General features: G+C 72.0%; 17 protein-coding genes. 10 read left to right on the forward strand and 7 right to left on the reverse strand.

Features of this window, described 5'->3' with window-relative positions; genetic code table 11:
- Positions 1–147: 147 nt before the first annotated feature.
- Complete coding sequence (locus WMF45_RS43885) at positions 148–345, forward strand: hypothetical protein (protein WP_157907253.1); 198 nt, start codon at positions 148–150, stop codon at positions 343–345.
- 155 nt (positions 346–500) lie between these two features.
- Here WMF45_RS43885 and WMF45_RS43890 read toward each other — a convergent pair whose 3' ends face one another.
- From WMF45_RS43890 to WMF45_RS43905, 4 genes are all read right to left on the reverse strand, one after another.
- Positions 501–1022 carry a hypothetical protein gene (locus WMF45_RS43890; protein WP_437712579.1) on the reverse strand — a complete coding sequence of 174 codons (522 nt, stop codon included), beginning with the start codon at positions 1020–1022 and terminating at the stop codon, positions 501–503.
- A 59-nt stretch (positions 1023–1081) separates the two neighbouring features.
- The gene (locus tag WMF45_RS43895) at positions 1082–4129 is read right to left on the reverse strand and encodes a BamA/TamA family outer membrane protein (RefSeq protein WP_437712581.1); all 3048 of its coding nucleotides are present in this window, start codon (positions 4127–4129) and stop codon (positions 1082–1084) included.
- Between the two features lie 24 nt (positions 4130–4153).
- Positions 4154–5296, reverse strand: coding sequence for a hypothetical protein (locus WMF45_RS43900; RefSeq protein ID WP_437712582.1), 1143 nt, complete (start codon positions 5294–5296; stop codon positions 4154–4156).
- 125 nt (positions 5297–5421) lie between these two features.
- Positions 5422–6270, reverse strand: a complete 849-nt coding sequence (locus WMF45_RS43905; RefSeq protein ID WP_437712584.1) for a methionyl-tRNA formyltransferase — start codon at positions 6268–6270, stop codon at positions 5422–5424.
- Between the two features lie 104 nt (positions 6271–6374).
- Between WMF45_RS43905 and WMF45_RS43910 the strand changes: the two genes are divergently transcribed.
- From WMF45_RS43910 to WMF45_RS43950, 9 genes are all read left to right on the forward strand, one after another.
- Positions 6375–7193 carry a cell division ATP-binding protein FtsE gene (locus WMF45_RS43910; RefSeq protein ID WP_012240581.1) on the forward strand — a complete coding sequence of 273 codons (819 nt, stop codon included), beginning with the start codon at positions 6375–6377 and terminating at the stop codon, positions 7191–7193.
- A 41-nt stretch (positions 7194–7234) separates the two neighbouring features.
- Complete coding sequence (locus tag WMF45_RS43915; protein ID WP_437712586.1) at positions 7235–8128, forward strand: cell division protein FtsX; 894 nt, start codon at positions 7235–7237, stop codon at positions 8126–8128.
- On the forward strand, positions 8125–9135 hold the full coding sequence (locus WMF45_RS43920; protein ID WP_437712588.1) for a murein hydrolase activator EnvC family protein: 1011 nt from the start codon (positions 8125–8127) through the stop codon (positions 9133–9135). The genes WMF45_RS43915 and WMF45_RS43920 overlap by 4 nt, the downstream gene beginning before the upstream one ends.
- Positions 9136–9205: 70 nt before the next feature.
- Positions 9206–9979: a ribonuclease PH gene (gene rph, locus WMF45_RS43925; RefSeq protein ID WP_437527822.1), complete on the forward strand. Its 774-nt coding sequence runs from the start codon at positions 9206–9208 to the stop codon at positions 9977–9979.
- The gene (gene rdgB / locus WMF45_RS43930; RefSeq protein WP_437712590.1) at positions 9976–10599 is read left to right on the forward strand and encodes an RdgB/HAM1 family non-canonical purine NTP pyrophosphatase; all 624 of its coding nucleotides are present in this window, start codon (positions 9976–9978) and stop codon (positions 10597–10599) included. The genes rph and rdgB overlap by 4 nt, the downstream gene beginning before the upstream one ends.
- 112 nt (positions 10600–10711) lie before the next feature.
- On the forward strand, positions 10712–11080 hold the full coding sequence (locus tag WMF45_RS43935) for an AtpZ/AtpI family protein (RefSeq protein ID WP_437712592.1): 369 nt from the start codon (positions 10712–10714) through the stop codon (positions 11078–11080).
- The gene (locus WMF45_RS43940; RefSeq protein ID WP_437712594.1) at positions 11070–11534 is read left to right on the forward strand and encodes an ATP synthase subunit I; all 465 of its coding nucleotides are present in this window, start codon (positions 11070–11072) and stop codon (positions 11532–11534) included. Before WMF45_RS43935 ends, WMF45_RS43940 begins: the two co-directional genes overlap by 11 nt.
- Positions 11535–11734: 200 nt before the next feature.
- A complete protein-coding gene (gene atpB / locus WMF45_RS43945) occupies positions 11735–12502 on the forward strand; it encodes a F0F1 ATP synthase subunit A (protein ID WP_437712596.1) in 768 nt (255 codons plus the stop codon).
- Between the two features lie 289 nt (positions 12503–12791).
- The gene (locus WMF45_RS43950; RefSeq protein WP_012240589.1) at positions 12792–13130 is read left to right on the forward strand and encodes an ATP synthase F0 subunit C; all 339 of its coding nucleotides are present in this window, start codon (positions 12792–12794) and stop codon (positions 13128–13130) included.
- A 91-nt stretch (positions 13131–13221) separates the two neighbouring features.
- On the opposite strand, the gene WMF45_RS43955 is transcribed toward WMF45_RS43950, so the two are convergent.
- From WMF45_RS43955 to WMF45_RS43965, 3 genes are all read right to left on the reverse strand, one after another.
- Positions 13222–14568, reverse strand: a complete 1347-nt coding sequence (locus tag WMF45_RS43955) for a L,D-transpeptidase (protein ID WP_437712598.1) — start codon at positions 14566–14568, stop codon at positions 13222–13224.
- Between the two features lie 72 nt (positions 14569–14640).
- Complete coding sequence (locus WMF45_RS43960) at positions 14641–15789, reverse strand: FHA domain-containing protein (protein ID WP_437712600.1); 1149 nt, start codon at positions 15787–15789, stop codon at positions 14641–14643.
- 118 nt (positions 15790–15907) lie between these two features.
- Complete coding sequence (locus tag WMF45_RS43965; protein ID WP_437712602.1) at positions 15908–17521, reverse strand: hypothetical protein; 1614 nt, start codon at positions 17519–17521, stop codon at positions 15908–15910.
- Positions 17522–17713 lie beyond the last annotated feature (192 nt).

Genomic DNA, 17713 nt, shown 5'->3' on the forward strand with positions numbered 1-17713 from the left:
CTGCATCTCCGCGCGCATTGCCCCTTGCGCTTCCATTCGCTCTTGGGCAGAGTCCCGCTCCCTTTGAGGGGCCCCGCGGTAGGCCATCCACCGGTGCAGGATGGGGCTCGCCTGGCGAGCTGTCGTCATGATGCCGCGCCCCCGACCGTGAGGAGATTGAAGCAGATGGGCAAGCGCGATCGCCGCCAGTCGATGAAGATGAGGCGCCGCAAGGCGCAGGCTGCCAAGAAGGAGCGCGCCAAGCGCAGCAAGCTGGCGAAGGCCCCGGCGGAGGTCGCTGGCAAGGCCAAGAAGCCCCGCGCTCCCAAGAGCGCCGCTCCTGCGAGCCCTTCGCCGGCTGCTTGACGTGGTGCGAGGCGCGGTCGATCGACCGCGCACCGCGCACCGCGCGCCACCCGTCGCATCGCCGCGCTGTTGCCATCCCGTCGCTCACCGAGGCCGCGAACGCCGGCGTTGTGCTCGGCCCGGCGCGCGGCCGCACGCCTCGTCAGCGGCGGCGCTCACTCGTCGCGAATCACACGCGTGTGGAGGCTCAGGCCGGGCTGCCGACCCATGTCGGCCGCGCTCGCCGAATCGCCAGCCCCATTCTGCGTGGGCTGGGGCTCCTTGGGCGGGGGCTCGCCGAGGAGGCCAGTGTCGCCCTCCCTTCGCTCCTCGCCGATAAGCTCCCAATGGCCCCGTTCGTCGCGCCAGCGCTGCGCCACGCGGGTGCTGCGGACGGTGGCCTCGTCGTTCCGCAGCCAGAGGACGTCGAGGTAGACCTCGGCTTCCTCGCGCTGGGTCATCTCGAAGCCGCCGAACTCCACGTCGACGACCCGGAGGCGGGTGCCCCACCCGGCGTGACGATTCATGAAATCCTGGCGCGCGTTCGAGCCGACGCGCTCGAGCGCGACATCCATGCGGCCGAACCGGGCAGCCGTGTTCATCTCGAGCGCCGCTTCGGTGAGGCGCTGGGACGTGCTCGGGGCGATGCCGCAGCTGGCGAGGGGCAAGAGGCTCAGGGCGAGGAGGACGCGGCGCATGCCGAGCACCCTGGGCGAAGGGGTCGGCGCAGGCAAAATTTCCGGCAGGCGCGCGGCGCTCAGAACGAGTTCGTCGCGACGAAGTAAAATTGACCTCCAGGGATCGCGAGATCGCTCAGACCATAGGCGTACCCGAAGCGCAGCTGCGAGGAGAGGACGTACCCGATGCTCAAGCTCAGCCACAGCTCGCCGCCGACCGAGGCGTGCAGCTGGGGCGAGAGCAGGCTCTTCCGCGTGAAGAGGGCGATGTCGTCCATCTCGAAGCGGTTGAATGCGCCGCCGTGGTCGAGGAAGAGGCTCGCGTCGATGCGGCGCAGGTAGATCGGCAGCGTCACGAGGCCGCGATCAGGTTGCAGGACGGGCACGCGGTACTCGAACGTCTGCGCGAAATAGGAGCGGCCGAACATCGCGCCCGGCGCGTAGCCACGGAGCGTGAACGAGCTATTCGTGACCCCGGTGAGCAATGTGTCGACGAGGGTGAGGTTCTCGAGATCGTACCCGCCCACGCCATAGCTGGCGCCCCGGGGGAAGTTGCCGCCAGACACCGCCCCGGCGACGCGAAACGCAAGGGTGTGATCGCCTGACCAGGGCATGGCGACGTAGGCGGTGAGGCCCGTCGAGAACGCGTAGGTCGTATAGCTGCTGCCCGTCTCCGGGCCGGCGTAATCGAGCCCAGCGCTCAGCGACACCCCGCGCGGCGCGCCGGCGGCGTCGAGCGAGCCCTCGGCGTTCGAGAATGCGTAGCCGAGGTGCGCGAGGTTCAGCGTGCCCCGCGGCGGGAGGATGGTCCGGGGCGCGTACGGGTCGAGCTTGTCGCCGATGGGGAGCTGCCCCTTGAACGCGGCGCTTCCGAACGACGCGCTCAGGGTTTGCCGCGAGAACTCGCCGCGGATCGGATAGCTGATGCCCGAGGAGATCCCGATCGTTCGCTCGTCGTAGACGACGTTGCGGCCGTTGAGGCGGTAGCCGCCGCGCGGCGAGATGTTGTGGTACGCGCGGACGCCGAGGTCGACAGGCAGCCGGCCATAGTTGTACCCGAGCAGGACGTTCGGGGCCGGCGCGTCCGGCTGCACGGTGAGCTCGCCGAAGATCGTGTGGCGACCGACGATGTCAGTGCCGGTCACGCTCACCGTGAGCGCGTTCGAGCCATAGCTCCCGGGCGCGTAGTCGAGCGTGATCGCGCGCGGCGCGAGCGTGGGAAGCGGGTTGTAAGGGACGCGCTCGAGCCGCGCCGCCGAAGGCTCGGTGGCAGGATCGGGGCGATCGCCCGGGGGCGGCGGCGCCGGGAGGAAGCGCGCCGGATCGAGCGGCATGGCGAAGAGGTCGTGGCCCCGAGAGGTATATCCAACATAGACAAGCGTCTTGCCATCGGGGCTGATCGCCGGGTGCAAGGCCCCGAGTCTCACGTTCGTGACCTGGCGCAAGGCGCCGGACGAGACGCCGTAGGCGTAGACGTTGTGGATGCCGGTGCGATCGGAGGTGAAATAGAGCGTCTCGCCGTCGGGCGACCAGACGGGGTTCATGTCGGTCGCGCGATCGCGGGTCACCTGTCGGAAGCTGCCGGTGGCGACGTCCACCACGCGGATGTCGCGGTAGCCGCCGGCGGTCCAGACGCTGTACGCGAGGCGCTTGCCGTCGGGCGAGAACGACGGGGAGTAGGCCTGCTCGAAGCGGGCGCTCGGGACGAGATCGCGCCGCTCGGACAGGGCGCCATCCCTGGAGAGCCGCGCGATCTCCAGGTAGCGGGTGCCCTTGCTGTTGAGGGAGAAGGCGACGAGATCTCCGGTCGGGCTCACGTCCGGGGCCGAGGATCGGAGGCCGTGCGTCAACCGGCGCCGCCAGGGCTCGTCGCCGTCGGGCGCCGCCTTACCGCGCGGGAGCGAGACCAGATCGTTTCGGTAGTAGTGGTTGCGCCACGGCAGGAGCGCCGTGAAGATCAGGTCACCTGCCGGCGTGAACGCCGGTCGCGAGGGCGCGTTGGTGCGCGCGACCAGCGCTTCGTGGCGCTCGCTCCCGGGCGCGGGCGCGGCGAGGGAGACGCGGTAGATACCGGGGCGCTCCCTGCCGTCGTCGCGGAAGTAGACGATCTCGTCTGCAGCGGTCCGGCGCGCGGCGGGCGGGACGAACCGCGGGTAGAGCACGGTGCGCCCGTGGTAGGTGAGGCGCGCGCCCTCGCGGAGCCCGCGCGCCTCGACGGCCGCCATCTGCTCTCGGTAGAGCCGGCGGAGGTGGTCCTTCCAGCCCTCGTACAGCTCGACGTAGGTCCTGCCGGTCACGCGGCGGATGGCGCGGTTGATCCCCCACGGGAGGAGCGACGCCCCGTAGTCGGCGGAGACGGCGCGCATCGTGTTGGGCCCGTAGACGTCGATGATCCAGCCCAGGAACCTCGATCCGTAGAGATACCAGAGGTTGCCCTGCGGCCAGCGGAACGCGGAGCTCGAGATCTGATCGAGCCCCGCGATGTTGTCCTCGAGCACGTCGGCGCGCAGGTACATGTCGAACATGCTCGAGCGCATCCGGCCACCACTCGAGTGGTGGCTCTCGCTCACCACGGCGAGCCCCTCGATGATCCACCGCGGCTGCACCTGGTTCGGCGAGAACGTCTTGCCCACGATCGCGTTCAGGATCGCCGGGATCCCCGACGTGTTGTCGATGTGCGCGATGTGCGTGAACTCGTGCGTGAGGAGATCGAGGTACCAGTCGTCGTAGTCGCCGAGCGTCGACAGGTCGTCCGGACCGGATGCGAGCAGGTGGATCGAGTTGTAGGGGAGCGTGCCGGCCGACCCGTTCGCTATCTCGGAGTCGTCGGTGATCAGGATCTCCGTGCGGCCCTTCGGGGCATAGCCGAGCGCATCCTCGACGCGCCCGTAGATCGTCTCGGCGAGCGAGGCGATGCGCGCCGCGATGGGCTCGAGGCCCTGCGGATGGTGCACGCGGAAGTGGGCGGTCTCGAACGTCCAGAAGGCGAGATCGGGGTCGCCCGTCGCCCGGGCCGGCCGCGGCGCGAGGAACAGCAGCGCCGCGAGGGCGACGGCAGAGAGGACGGACGCTGCGCGGTGGAGCGGCCGGCTCGCTCGCGAGCCGGCGCGCGCGGGAGAAGAGTTCACCACGATCGAGGCGGCGTTGCGACCTCAGAGGTCGTCGTAGAAGAGCGGCTCCCTGTTGCGCGTGAACCGAGACACGAGCTGCCGGCCCTCCGCCGAGATCTGCGTGATCCGGGCGCCGAAGCCTGGCTCGGCCGAGTCCCTCGATCCGCCTGCCTCGCGCGTCCACCGGACCGCGGCCTGCGCGGTGAACTCGTAGTTGCCCGGCAGGCGGACACGCAGGGTCACGACGGAGCCCGTCGGCGGGATCTTGTAGGTCGCGACGAAGATGCCCCCGTGCTCGATGACGTCGTTGCCTGCCAGCCCCTTGTAAAAATTCGACGGTGTCAGAGCGCCGAGCTCGACATCGACGACCGCCGCGTGCGTGCGGTGGTCGACGGGCTGCTGCATGGCCTGGGGCGGCGGAGCGCCGCGTGGGTCCGCGGCCGGGTGCGACGCGGCGGGGTAAGCGGGCGAGGACGGCGAGGCGGGCGCCGGCGCACGCCGCGGCTGCTGCGGCGAGGGGAGCGTGTGCTGGAGGGGCGCAGACACGGCCACCGCGGGCACAGGCGCGAACGGCGCGGGCGCGGCCACCGCTGCAGGTGCTGGCGCGAACGGCGCAGGCGCGGCCACCGCTGCAGGTGCTGGCGCTACCGGCGCAGCTACGGGCACAGGCGCGAACGGCGCTGGCGCGGCCACCGCTACAGGCGCTGGCGCTACCGGCGCTGGCGCGGCCACCGCCACGACGGGCGCTGGCGCGACCACCGCTACAGGCGCAACCGGCGCTGGCGCGGCCACCGCTACAGGGGCCGGCGCAACCGGCGCTGGCGAGGCCGCCGCTACGGGCGCACGCGCCTGCGCGGAGGCGCCGGCGGCCTGCGCCCTGCTCAGCGCGTTGACCTTGCTCAGCGAGGAGGCAACGTGCTCCATCAGCACGTCCACCACCGGCTCGGCCGCGGTGATCCTCTGCAGACGGTTCAGGACGTCGCGCACATGGCCGAGCGCGATCTCGCTGCCGTCGAGGGCCTGCCCCCCGGAGCGCTCGATGCGGTGCATGATGCCCATCGCCTGCGCTATCGGCTCGGCGAGCGCCTCGATCTCAGGCGACACCCCCCCGTTCGACTGGAGCGCATTGAGCGCCGCGGCGAGCAGTTCGCGGGCGCTTTTCGCAAGCTGCGCGGGTTCCGACATGAATCCTCCGAAGGGCGCATCCTACGCGGTCGCGCGCGCATAGGTTCAGGATTCGATGGCCGCGAGCCGGCCAGGCGACCCCGCCGGCGACGCGGCCGGCCGCCAAGCGCCTCCTCTGCCGGCGGTCACCCGCGCGACGCCCCCGACGCCACGAGGGCCGCGAGCTCACCCACCGACGCCGGCTCTCCGTCGATCTCCCCCTCCAGCAGCGCGACGGCCGTGTCGCCGGTCCGCACCAGGACCACCCCGCCCTCGACCACCGCCTCGCCGGGCGCAAGCGCTTCAGGGAATCTCGCCGCCGGCGCGGCCCGCAGGACGATGACGCAGGCGCCCTCGATCTCGGTCCACGCTCCCGGAGCCGGCGCGAGGGCGCGGACATGCCGGAGGACGCGCTCCGTCGGCCAGGTCCAGCAGATGGCGCACGCCTCGTCGTCCGGCGCAGGTGCCTCCGTCGCGAGCGTCGGATCCTGGACGACGCCCGCCACCTCCTCGCCGCGCGCGAACCGGGCGACCGTGCGCCGCAGGACCCGGAGGCTCGGCCGGTCGAGCGCCCGAGCGAGCTGCCACGCGGTCCACCCCGGATCGATGGGGAGCCTCTCCTGTTCCAGGATCTCGCCGGTGTCGTACTCCGCCTCGATCCGGTGCGCCGTGACGCCGCTCTCGGCGTCCCCCGAGGCGATCGCCCAGTACGTGGGGTCCGGCCCGCGATGACGGGGGAGCAGCGAGGGGTGCACGCCGATCCCGCCGAGCCGCGCCGCCCTCACGAGCGACATCGGCAGGCGCGTGGTCCAGAACCAGCTCACCAGGAGATCGGGCGCGAGCGCCTCGACGCGCGACGCGAGCTCCGGGCCATCGACGTCGGGACGCAGCAGGAGGCGCGAGCCGAAGAGCCGGCGGGCCCGGCGGAGCCCCACCGCGTCGGCGCGGCTGATCGCGGCGAGGGCGATCTCGTGACCGTCGCCGTGAAGCAGCAACGCCGCCAGCGGGAGGCCAAAAAAGGCGACTCGCAGAGGGCGCTCGCCCGAGCGTCGGCCGAAAAGTTTTCCGTGTGCGAGCAGGCTGATAGGTGAAGGCTCCGATGGCGGCGCCCCCTCTGCAAGGCTCATTTCGTCCGGCGCTCCGGCCCGGCCACCGCTACGACGCGTCCGCCGCGCGCCGGCCGATCCTCGTCTTCGAGGACGTCTACAAATCGTACCGCGCCGATCAGCCGGTGCTGCGCGGGATGTCGCTCTCGATCGAGCGCGGCGAGTTCGTGTTCATCACGGGCCCGAGCGGCTCGGGCAAGAGCACGCTCCTCCGCCTCGTGCACCGCACCGAGCGCGTCGACGATGGTCGGATCCTCTTCCTCGGCCGGGACATCGCGCGCCTGACCGACGCCTCGATCCCCGCGCTCCGGCGCAACATCGGCTTCGTCTTCCAGGATTTCAAGCTGGTCCCGAGCTGGACCGTGTTCGACAACGTGGCCATCACGCTGGAGGTGCTCGGCCTCCCGTCGCGCCTGCTCCGGACCCGGGTCGGCGAGGCGCTCGAGCGCGTCGGCCTGGCGGGGCGCGGCGGCGACAGAGCGCAGGTGCTGAGCGGCGGCGAGCAGCAGCGCGTCTCGATCGCGCGGGCGATCGTCGGGGAGCCGACGCTGATCCTCGCGGACGAGCCGACGGGCAACCTCGACCCGCAGCTCGCGATCGATCTGCTCGGGCTGTTCGAGGACATCCACGAGACCGGCACGACCGTCCTGTTCGCGACGCACGATCGGACGCTGCTCGACGTGCGCCCCCGGCGCGTGGTCGTGCTCGACGACGGGAAGGCGACCGACGTACCGCACGGCCTCGGGTCCGGCGGCGAGCTCGCGGACGGCGACGAGGATGAGATGGATAGCGGCGTGCGCGGCGCGGCGTAGCGCCGAGGGCTCCGCCTCACGAGACGGATAGAGGGAACCGGATGCAGACCAGCGAGCGTGACGATCGGCGGAGATGGCTTCGCACCTGGCGGGCAGGGAGGAGCGATTGGCGGCTGCAGGCGCTGTCGATCTTCTCGCTCGCGGTCGCGTTCGTCTGCCTCGCGTCGGCCCTCCTCGTGGTCACGAACCTCGTGGCGGTGCGCGATCGCTGGTCGCGCGCCGGCCGCGCCACGGTCTACCTGCGCGACAGCGCGACCGATGCGCAGACCGCGGAGCTCACCCGGGCGCTCGAGGGCACCGAGGGCGTCAAGAAGGTGCGGCTCGTGACGAGCGCCGAGGCGCGCCGCGAGGTGGTGCACGACGACGGCGACAAGGCGCTCGCCGCGCTCCCGCCGAGCGCGTTCCCCGCGTCGCTCGAGGTCGGCTTCACCGAGGAGGTCTCCGACGAGGCGCTCGCCTCGATGACGGTGAAGCTGCGCGCCCTGCCGGCCGTGGACACGGTGGAGACGTACCAGCGCTGGACGGAGCGGCTGTCGTCCCTCCTCAGCGGCGGCGTCGCCGCGAGCGCGTGCCTCGCCGCGATCGTCCTCTGCGCCGTCGTGAGCGTCATCGGCTCGACGATGCGCCTGCTCTTGCATCGCCGGAAGATCGAGGTCGAGGTGCTGAAGCTGGTCGGCGCGACCGACGGCTTCGTGCGCCGGCCGTTCATCGTCGAGGGCGCCACGCAGGGCGCCGCCGGCGCGGCAGGCGCGCTGCTCCTGCTGGGCGCCCTGTTCATGATGGTGCGCGGCCGCTTCGATCACGAGCTCGCCAACCTGCTGGGCGTCTCGCCGTCGTTCCTGCCGTGGGAGGTCGCGTTCGGGATGGTCACGCTCGGGGCCGCGCTCGGCGCCACGACCGCGCTGCTCACGCTGCGCAAGATGGTGGCCGTGTGAGGCGCCGCGCCCGGCTCGCGCCGCTCGCGCTGGCGCTCCTCACCGGCGCCGCGACGAGCGGCGCCGAGGTGCCGGCGCCGGGCGCCCCGGCGCCCACGTCCGCCTGGGCGGCCAGGGCCCCGGCGGCGCGCCCGGGCTCCGCGCTGGCCGAGAACGATCTCGATCGCTTGCTCGCGAAGCTCGACGCCGAGGAGAAGGCGCTGCGCGCCGAGCTCGACGCGATCGGCCCCGCGCTGGAGCTCACCCGCCGCCGGATGATCGCGCGCGGGCGCGCGTACTACCGCCACGTCCGCGCCGGCTTCCTCCCGGTGGGCGGCGGGTTCGACGCGCTGGTGGACCACGCCGCCCGCGTGGAGCGCACCCGGCTCGCCCTCGAGCGCGACCTCGCCCGCGAGGCGGAGCTGACCCGGCGCAGCGCCGAGCTCGCGGACCGGCTCACGCACCTCGGAGCGGAGCGCGCGCCCCTCGAGGTGCACCGCGAGGCGATGAACCGCGCACGGGTCGCGCTGGCCCAGGAGGAGGAGCGCCGCGCCGCGTTCTCGCGCGCGTTCGAGACGAGCGTGCGCCCCGACTACCTCGCGATCTACGGCGCGGACACCGGGCCCGCCGAGCTCGATCGCCGCGCCGGCTTCCGCTCGCTCATGGGGCGGCTCCCCTTCCCGATCGCCGGCCGCGCGGAGGTGCGTAAGGTGTCCCGCCGCGGCGCCGGCGGCCCCGGCGTCGAGCTCACCGCGCTGGACGGCGCGCCGGTCCGCAGCGTGGCCGCGGGGCGCGTGGCCTTCGCCGACACGTACGCGGACTACGGGCTCACCGTGATCGTCGATCACGGCGAGCGGCTCTACTCGGTATACGCGAACCTCGGCGCCGCGGACGTGCGCGCCGGCGATCAGCTCCCGGGCGGGGCGCGGGTGGGCACGGTCGCGAGCGGACCGGACGGCGCGAAGCTCTACTTCGAGCTGAGGCGCGGCGCCGAGGTGATCGACCCGGGTCCCTGGTTCGGGATGTAGCGGCCCGGGCCCGCAGCGCGCCGCCGCGAGGCGCGCCCGCGCGACGCGCGAAGTGTGCTAAGGCGGCCCCGTGAATCGCCCTGACGGCCGCGCCCTCGATGTCCATCGCCCCGTGGAGATGATCCTCGGGTTTCACCGCAACGCAGAGGGATCCGTCCTCTACCGCGCCGGGAGGACGGTCGTGCTCTGCACGGCGTCGGTCGAGCCCACCGTGCCCGCCTGGATGATGGGCAAGGGCGCGGGCTGGCTCACGGCCGAGTACCAGATGCACCCGCGATCGAGCCCGGCCCGCAGGGAGCCGCGCGACGGGCGCGGCAAGGCCCCGAGCGGGCGCACGCAGGAGATCCAGCGGCTCATCGGCCGCGCGCTCCGGGCGGCGATCGATCTCAAGCAGCTCGGCGAGCAGACGATCGCGATCGACTGCGACGTCCTCGAGGCGGACGGGGGCACGCGGACCGCGTCGATCACCGCCGGCTTCGTGGCGCTCGCGCTGGCGCTCGACCGGATGCGCGCGGCCGGATCGCTCGAGGCGCCGGTGCTCCGCGATCAGGTGGCGGCGATCAGCGTGGGCCACCTCCCGGGCGGGCTCGCGCTCGACCTCGTCTACACCGAGGACAGCTCGGCGCGCGTCGACATGAACGTCGTGGCGACGGCGGTCGGCTCGATCGTCGAGGTCCAGGCGACGGCCGAGGACGAGGCCATCCCCCGGGCGGAGCTCGATCGCATGACCGACCTCGCGCTCGCGGGCGTGGCGTCGCTCGCGAGCGCGCAGCACCGGGCGCTGTCGAGCGCCGGCGTCGACCTCTCCGCGCTCTTCCAGACGGATCGCTGGAGGGTCGCGTGAGCCGAGAGCCGCTGCGCCTGCTCGCCGCGACCTCGAACCGAGGAAAGCTGGTGGAGCTGCGCTCGTTGCTCTCCGACCTCCCGATCGAGGTGCTCTCGCTGGCGGAGGTGCTGCCGGGCGCGCCGCCGGTGGTCGAGGACGGCGCGACGTTCCTGGACAACGCGCTCCTCAAGGTGCGCGCCGGGGCGCTCCGGTCGGCGATGGTGACGCTCGCCGAGGACTCGGGGCTCGAGGTGGACGCGCTCGACGGACGACCGGGCGTCCGGTCCGCCCGCTTCGCGAGGGAGGGCGCGACCGACGCGGAGAACAACGAGGCCCTGCTCGCGGCGCTCGCCGAGGTCGCGGACGACCGGCGCCAGGCGCGATTCCGCTGCGTGATGGTGCTGCTCGATCCGCGGTCCGAGGCGCAGCCCATCGTGACCGAAGGGCGCTGCGAGGGGCGGATCGGCAGGCAGCCCAGGGGCGCGGGCGGCTTCGGATATGATCCGCTGTTCGTCGTGGAGGGCTACGGACGGACGATGGCCGAGCTCGGCGAGGCCGAGAAGAACCTCGTGAGCCACCGCGGCAAGGCCGCGCGGGAGATGCGTTCCGCGCTCGAGGCGCTGGTCGCGCGACGGTAAGCGACGGTAGGACGACAGGCGCGGCGACGCCGGACGGCGGTTGACCCCGTCCGGGACCGCTTGTAATCGCGACCGGAGGCACCCACGTACTGCCCGGTGATCGGATCCCCTGATGAAGCAGGACTGGAAGGCCGTCGGAAGCTACGGGACCGTCGGTCTCGAGGTGGTGCTGTGCATCCTGGTCGGCCTGTTCATCGGCCGCTGGCTCGACGGGAAGCTCGGGACCGATCCGTACCTCTCGGTGCTCTGGTTCTTCTTCGGGCTCGGCGCCGCCGGCAAGGCGGTCTTCCGGGCGTGGAAGGAAATGCAGGCCGTGGCCGAGCGCGAGGAGCGCGAGCAGGGGAACCCTGCGCCGAGGTTCGACGACCGGAAGGCGCGGCAGGGCGAGCGCGCGCCGGGCGACGACCGCCGGACAGGCTCGAGCGACGAGGTCCGCGATCCCGGCGGGCTGCAGGACGCGAAGGGGAACGATGAGCGCTGAGCGAAGGCCGGGGGCGCCCGATAGCGATCCGCCGCACGAGGAGCCCGACGCGGAGGAGCGGCCCGGCGTCGGGGACGCCACCATGCGATCCGTGCTCCGCTGGGTCGCCGGCACGGCCGCGGTCCTTTCCGTGGCCGCGCTGCTCGCGTACGGCGCGCGCGCGGCGCTCGGCGTGTGCATCGGCGGCGCCATCGCGACGGTGAACCTGTACGTCTTCGCGCGCATCGTCGACGCGTTCCTCTCGCGCCGGGGCCACACGGTGTCGTGGACGCTGATCGCGATGATCAAGCTGCTCGGCCTGATGGGCGGCGTGTGGCTCCTCCTGAAGAGCGACATGGTCTCGGGCATCGCCTTGATGGTCGGCTACGCCTCGCTCGTCGTCGGCATCACCCTGGGGACGCTGTTCGGACCGAAGCCCCCGGCGGACGGAAGCCCGCCGGGCGCTCACGGCTGAGCTCCTGCCGGAGCCGGCCTCCGGGAGCGACCCGCGCGGCGTGAGGAGACTTGGCGCGCTCCAGGGTGCCCACCGTAAACGAGTTGTGGTAGAGGCGAGGCCCCTCGCTCGAGGGCGAACTCCCACAAGGCGCGCCAGCGCTCGCGGCCGTGCCGGCACAGCCGCGCGGCTGCCGGCGCGGCGCATCGACGACGAAAGCCATGCCTGAGCACACAGGGTTCCTCACGTACCTCCTGGCGCAGCTCCCCGGACTCCGGGAGAACGCTCGCAACATCGGCAAGACGTTCATCGGTCACCACACGGTGGACTACCGCGGGACCGAGCCGATCTTCATGAGCCTTCTGATCATGGTGCTGTTCGTGCTCCTCGCCAGCGAGGTCCGCGGCCAGTACCGGCGCCTGAACGAGTCCGTGATCCCGGAGGACAAGCTCACGCTGCGCACGTTCTTCGAGGCGTTCTTCGGCTACTTCTACGGGATGGCCCGGGACGTGATGGGGCCCGCGAACGCGAAGCGGTACTTCCCGCTCATCGGGGGCTCGGCCGCGTTCATCTTCTTCTCGAACGCGTCGGCGCTCGTCCCGGGAGTGAACCCGCCGACCTCCAACCTGAACATCACGATCGGGTGCGCGGTCGTCGTGTTCGTCCTGTTCAATTACTACGGGCTGAAGGAGAACGGCTGGAGCTACCTCGCTCACCTCGCCGGGCCGAAGTGGTACCTGGCGCCGCTCATCTTCCCCATCGAGGTCATCTCCACCTGCGTCCGCCCGGTCACGCTCTCGATCCGGCTCATGCTCAACATCGGCGTCGATCACCTCGTGGCGAGCATCTTCCTGGGGCTCGTCGCGCTGTTCGTCCCGGTGCCCCTGATGTTCCTGGCGATCATCGTCATCGTCGTGCAGACGCTGGTGTTCTGCCTGCTGAGCTGCATCTACATCGGGCTCGCGACCGAGAAGGCGGACCACCACTGACCGCTTCGCCTGACCGCCTGGTCAGCCGCCCACCGGCGCCGCGGAGAATGGCGCTGGAGGTGAAGAGAAGGCTAGCCAGCCCTCGAAAATCGGATTAGAGGGGCCCCGCTGTCGATGGGTTGCCCCACAACGGTGGTGGATCGCGGAAGCGCGGCCCCTGCCGAGCAGTAGCAGAGGTCCCTGGAGCGATCCCCGGATCTCGATGGGGGACCGCCCCGCGGCCCCCGACCCAAGCAGATGTTTCGCATGCAGCCCCGCGGGCTGTGTGGCTTGAAAGGAGCAGATTCGGATGTCGCTGAAGAGCAAGCTGTCGCTGTCCGCCGTTGTCGGCACTGCGCTGGTACTGGTTCCCGCTATGGCGCTGGCGCAGGATGGCGCGGCGTCGAACAAGTACGACGCGAACTCGTGGCTCGCCGTCGCTGCCGGATTCGCGATCGGCATCGCTGCCCTCGGCGGCACCATGGGCCAGGGGCGCGCGGCAGCCGCCGCCCTGGAGGGCATCTCCCGGAACCCGGGCGCCGCTGCCCGGATCCAGACCCCGATGATCCTCGGCCTGGCGCTCATCGAGTCGCTCGTGCTCCTCTCCTGGGTCATCGCGTTCTTCCTCCAGGGCAAGATCGCCCCCTGAGCCAGCGCTCGCCGCGCCTACCGGGCCCGGCTCCGCTGCTCCTTCCCACCCCCTCCCTTCACTGCTACCCCGACGGGCCTCGCGCCTGTCGCTACCTCACGCGCACGACGGTGCCCGGCTCGTGCGCCGTGGGGAGGACGGCCGTCCAGCCGGCGGGGAGCCGGGGCGATGTCCACCAGAACAGCCGCTGCGCATCGAGCGGAGCCAGGTTCACGCAGCCGTGGCTCCGCACCTGGCCGAACGAGCGATGCCAGAACGCGCCGTGCAGCCCGATGCCCTTCGAGAAGTACTGGACGTAGGGGACGTCCTCCATCCGGTAGTACCGCTCGGCGGCCTCGTCCTCGAGGTTGTCCATGTCCGAGGTGAGCAGCTTGGCCCAGATCCGGAAGGTGCCGGCGGGCGTGGCGCGCTGCGACCCGGGCGCGCCCTTGCCGGTCGAGACGAGCGTCGCGAACACGGGGCGAGGCCCTTCGTAGGCCACGAGCGTCTGCGTCGAGCGCTCGACGTCGATCCAGCGCTCACCCGCCTCGACGTCGACCTCGGGCGGCGGCGCCACCGACGGGCGCCGGAGATCGCGCGTCGAGATCCACGCCGCGACGTCGCCCTCCGCGATGCGCGCGAGCTTCCCCGAGGCGCCCTGCGCCTCCTCCAGGTAGGGGACCACCTCGAACCGCACCTTGCTCTCGTCGGTCCGCGTGAAGCCCGCCCCCGTCCGCGTGTAGAGCGGAGCCCGCTCCGACACGACCCACGCGGCCGCGATCTGCGCGGCGCCCGGCGCGACGTCCACCCCGTGGAACGCGAACGCGCGCACTGGACCGAGATCTCGCATCGGCAACCAGAAGCCGCTGTTCGTGCGGCCGTACCGGGCGCCTCCCTCGACCCGCTCCTCGACGATCGCCACCGCGAAGCCGGGCTCGAGCTGCGCGTCCGGCGCGTCGATGTCGGCCGCCTCGGCCCGCCGGTAGCCGAAGGTCCCGTCGGGGCCGACGAAGTAGTAGCGGTACGGGAGCCCATCGGGCATCTCGCGCCACGTCCGCACCAGCGGGCTGATCGGACCCGCGGCGGACAGCTCGACGGCGTCGTCGCAGACCCAGGCCGCGGCGCCCACCTCGAGCCAGCGCCCGAGGCATCCGCCGGCGCGCCTGGCCGCAAAGAGGGGCAGCTGCACGTTGCGATCGACGGAGCCGCGCCGGCGCGCGCCCTCGCCGGGGGCGTCGAAGAGCGGCTGGTCGCGCTTGAGCACGCGCGCGCTCCTGGCCCACGCCGGCAGCGGGGTGTCGCCCGCGGAGACCCACGGCGGCAGCTGCGAAGCGAGGACCGCTCCGCTCCAGATCGCCGCGCCGAGGGCCATCGCCGCGGCGCCGCCGCGACGCGCTCGTCGCAGCGCCCCGCGGCGCCGTTCCTGCGAGCCGGCCTCGGCGCCTCCACGCTTCGTCATCCTGCAGCGGGATCCTAAGCGTTCGCCTGCGCTCCAGCCAAACTCCCGCCTGCGCGCCCGCGGCCGGCGGGTTCAGCGGTAGGAGAAGCGCACTTCGTGATCGCAGATCCGGAAGAGATCACCCTCGACGATGGCCTTCCGGGCGATGCGCTGGCCGTTGTACTCGACGCCGTTCGTCGAGCCCATGTCGACCATGTAGTACTGGCCGTTCAGGAACTCGACCATGGCGTGCTGGCGCGACACGTTCGGGTCCTTGATCGTCAGATCGCTCGACTGCTTGCCGCGCCCGATGATGAACCGATCCTTGTTCACCACGAACCGCTGCCCCGCGTAGAACGCGGCGAGCGTCGGGCCGACGGGGACCTGATTCGGCATCCCCATGGCCATCGGCGGCGGACCCGGCACGCTGCTGGAGGCCTGCGGCGCAGCGACGTACGGCGGCGGCGACAGCGGGGGCGCGAGGGGCGGCGCCACCGGCGGCCCCATCGGCGAGGCGTAACCGGCGGCGTTGCTCAGCGGCGGCGGCGGCGGCCCCGAGCGGCTCACCGAGGCGCCCGGGAGGCTCTGGCGCCCGCCGGGGTTCGTCACCTGCGACGGGAGCGGCGGCGGCGCGCCGAGGCGCGTCACGCTGGTCGGCGGAGGCGGCGGGCCGCCGACGCGACCCGGAACGGGCGGCGGCACGGGCAGGCTGGGCCGCTTGCCACCCGCGTTGCTGCTGCCGGGGGGCGGCGGGGGCGGCGGCGGCGCGCCCGCACGGACCTGCCCCGGAGGCGGAGGAGGCGGCGTGATCGCCGGGATCGGCGTCGGCCCTGGCCCGACGGGCGCCACGCCGTACTGCGGCGACGGCGCGCCGTACGCAGGCGCCGAGGCGCCGTAGGGCATCCCGGCTGCCGGCTGCTGCTGCAAGCCTCCCAGGGGCGGCGCCGAGCCGGACGTCGCCAGCCCGGGCGGCTGGGACGTCGCGAGGGGAGGCGGCGCGCTGGCCTGATGAGCGTGCGGGACCGCCATGTGCCCGGAGGGGGGCACCGCGTCGCCCCTGGCGGGCGGCGGGAACGGCGTGCGCGGGCTGTAGCTTCGCTGCCGCGCGTACTGCTTCATCGACTCGTTGATGAGGTAGTCGATGGAGCACTCGAGCTCGCGCGCCATCTGCTCGAACGTCTCCCAAAGGACATCGCGACACTGGAACGTCCGTGCGCTTTTCTTGTTCGGATCCGCGCTCATCTCTACCCAACGATAATGGAGGATGAATTGCGCTGGGAAGCCTCCTCCCGGCCTCTTCCCTGCAAGCAGCTGACGGCTCTGGGCCGCGCGTGACGCGCGCGGCGGACGAAGAAGCGCGTCACTTCTTCTCGCCCTTCTCGAGCTCCGGCTTCCTGTCCTGCATGGCCGGCTCGATGCAGTACTGAACGAACTCGCCGACGGTCTTCACGTCCCTGAGCTCGCGCTCGGTCGATCCCTCTTTCTGCACCTCGCACGCCCACTTGCAGTCCGGGTCGGCCTCGCAGACCGGCACGCGCGTGGTGTCGCCCTCGAGCGGCTTGACCGCCGGGAGATCGGCCGCCGTGCCGAACGTGAAGTAGTAGGCGATCGCGCTCGTCCGCACCGCCGCCGAGCCCGCGGTGAAGTGCTTCTTCAGCGCCTCGACGGGCGAGCCCTCCTTCAGGTCGCCGAGCGCGGCGCCGTACGTGAGCGCCTCCGGCATGGCGAACCCCTTGCTCTCCTTGCTGTCGGGGAGCCTGCTCATGAACTCGTCGATGTGCTTCGCCGTCGACATCTTCAGGATGGTCGCGGCGGCGGCGCGGCGGATCTTCCACTTGTCGGTCTTGAAGAGGCCGTAGAGCTTCTCGACGACGAGCTCGCGCGGCATCTCGCCGACGCGGCGGAAGGCCTGGTCGAGCACCGCGTCGGGCGCGTCCGCGGTCGCGATCTCGAGGATGCGCTGGATGTCGCTCGGGTTGTTGCGATCGAGCCGGCCTTCGAGCGCGGCGAGGGCGGCCTGGCGGCGCTTCTCCGGCTGCTCCTTGTCCGCCGCGAACCCGAGGAGGAAGTCCACCGACGGCCGGCCGCCGAGCTTCTTCATCGACCCGAAGACCCGGAACAGCTCCTCCTCCTGGTACTGCGCGAGCTGCGCCTCGAACTGCTTCTCGGTCGGCGCGAGCTTCGACGCGGCGTTCGCCGCCTGGAGCTCGGGCTTCTTGACGGCGGTCCACTCGCCGGAGGTGACGAACCTGGCGATGGCGACCAGGTTCGCCGAGGCGGCCTCCTTCGTCGGCGGGTCGCCGTACTCGGCCACGAGCGACGCCAGCTGGTCGAGCCGCTTCGCCTCGCGGGTCATCAGCTTCGGCAGGCCGGCCACCGCGGCGGGGCCGATGAAGCGCAGGAGCTGCTCCATCCCGTAGGCCTGCGAGCGGTCCTCGATCCGGTGCTCGAAGTCCGCCATCGCCCAGTCGATGAGGGCGGCCTTGAGCCCCTCCTTCAGCCCCTCGTCCGCGATGATCACCGTCCGATCCGACGTGAGCATGGCGTACGCCGCGTCCTTGTAAGGGAACGACGTGTCCTGCGGGAGCGGCTGCCCTGGCTGCGCGACGGGCGGCGGCTTCCTGAGCTCGGCGATGATCGACGGCACGAGCGCCGCCACGATCGATTGCCGGGCCTCCGGCGCCATGGTCGCGAGGGTCTCGACCATGATGCCGATGCCCACGCGCCGGCCCTGCCGCGGCTTCATGCGGATGAGCGAGGTGGCCGCCTCGACGCGGAGCGAGCTGTCGTACTTATCGTGAAACAGCACCGCCCTGAGCTTGTCCGGGCCGTGCGCCGTGGTCTCCCACCGGTGGATGTCGTTCTCGTTGACGCGGCACCCGCTCGTCGCGAGCCCTGCGCCCGCGGTCGCGAGGCACAGCAAAAGAAGGCCCGCAGCGCCGACGCGCCGCCCTGCTCGTTCGACAGTTTCCATGCACGTCCCAGGAGGGTCGGGATGGTACCGCCCGCAGCGCTCTGTTTGAAAGAATTTCAAGGCCGGGATAGAGAGGAGCCTTTTCAAAGTCTGCGCGAAATCTGGCCAGAACTCCAGCGCGCCGGCGGCCGGCGATCCCCCGCCCTCCCGGCTCCCTCCCCCCTCGCCCACGCTGCCCGGAAGCGGCTGCGT

It is taken from the genome of Sorangium sp. So ce448 (genome assembly GCF_051520915.1).
GTDB lineage: Bacteria > Myxococcota_A > Polyangia > Polyangiales > Polyangiaceae > Sorangium > Sorangium cellulosum_B.

Bases quoted from the DNA above. Each gene is read 5' to 3' on its own strand.
- WMF45_RS43910 (WP_012240581.1), top strand. From the start codon at position 6,375: ATGGCGGCGCCCCCTCTGCAAGGCTCATTTCGTCCGGCGCTCCGGCCC.
- WMF45_RS43960 (WP_437712600.1), bottom strand. From the start codon at position 15,789: ATGAGCGCGGATCCGAACAAGAAAAGCGCACGGACGTTCCAGTGTCGC.
- WMF45_RS43940 (WP_437712594.1), top strand. From the start codon at position 11,070: ATGAGCGCTGAGCGAAGGCCGGGGGCGCCCGATAGCGATCCGCCGCAC.
- WMF45_RS43965 (WP_437712602.1), bottom strand. From the start codon at position 17,521: ATGGAAACTGTCGAACGAGCAGGGCGGCGCGTCGGCGCTGCGGGCCTT.
- atpB (WP_437712596.1), top strand. From the start codon at position 11,735: ATGCCTGAGCACACAGGGTTCCTCACGTACCTCCTGGCGCAGCTCCCC.
- WMF45_RS43950 (WP_012240589.1), top strand. From the start codon at position 12,792: ATGTCGCTGAAGAGCAAGCTGTCGCTGTCCGCCGTTGTCGGCACTGCG.
- WMF45_RS43955 (WP_437712598.1), bottom strand. From the start codon at position 14,568: ATGACGAAGCGTGGAGGCGCCGAGGCCGGCTCGCAGGAACGGCGCCGC.
- WMF45_RS43915 (WP_437712586.1), top strand. From the start codon at position 7,235: ATGCAGACCAGCGAGCGTGACGATCGGCGGAGATGGCTTCGCACCTGG.
- WMF45_RS43890 (WP_437712579.1), bottom strand. From the start codon at position 1,022: ATGCGCCGCGTCCTCCTCGCCCTGAGCCTCTTGCCCCTCGCCAGCTGC.
- WMF45_RS43935 (WP_437712592.1), top strand. From the start codon at position 10,712: ATGAAGCAGGACTGGAAGGCCGTCGGAAGCTACGGGACCGTCGGTCTC.
- WMF45_RS43900 (WP_437712582.1), bottom strand. From the start codon at position 5,296: ATGTCGGAACCCGCGCAGCTTGCGAAAAGCGCCCGCGAACTGCTCGCC.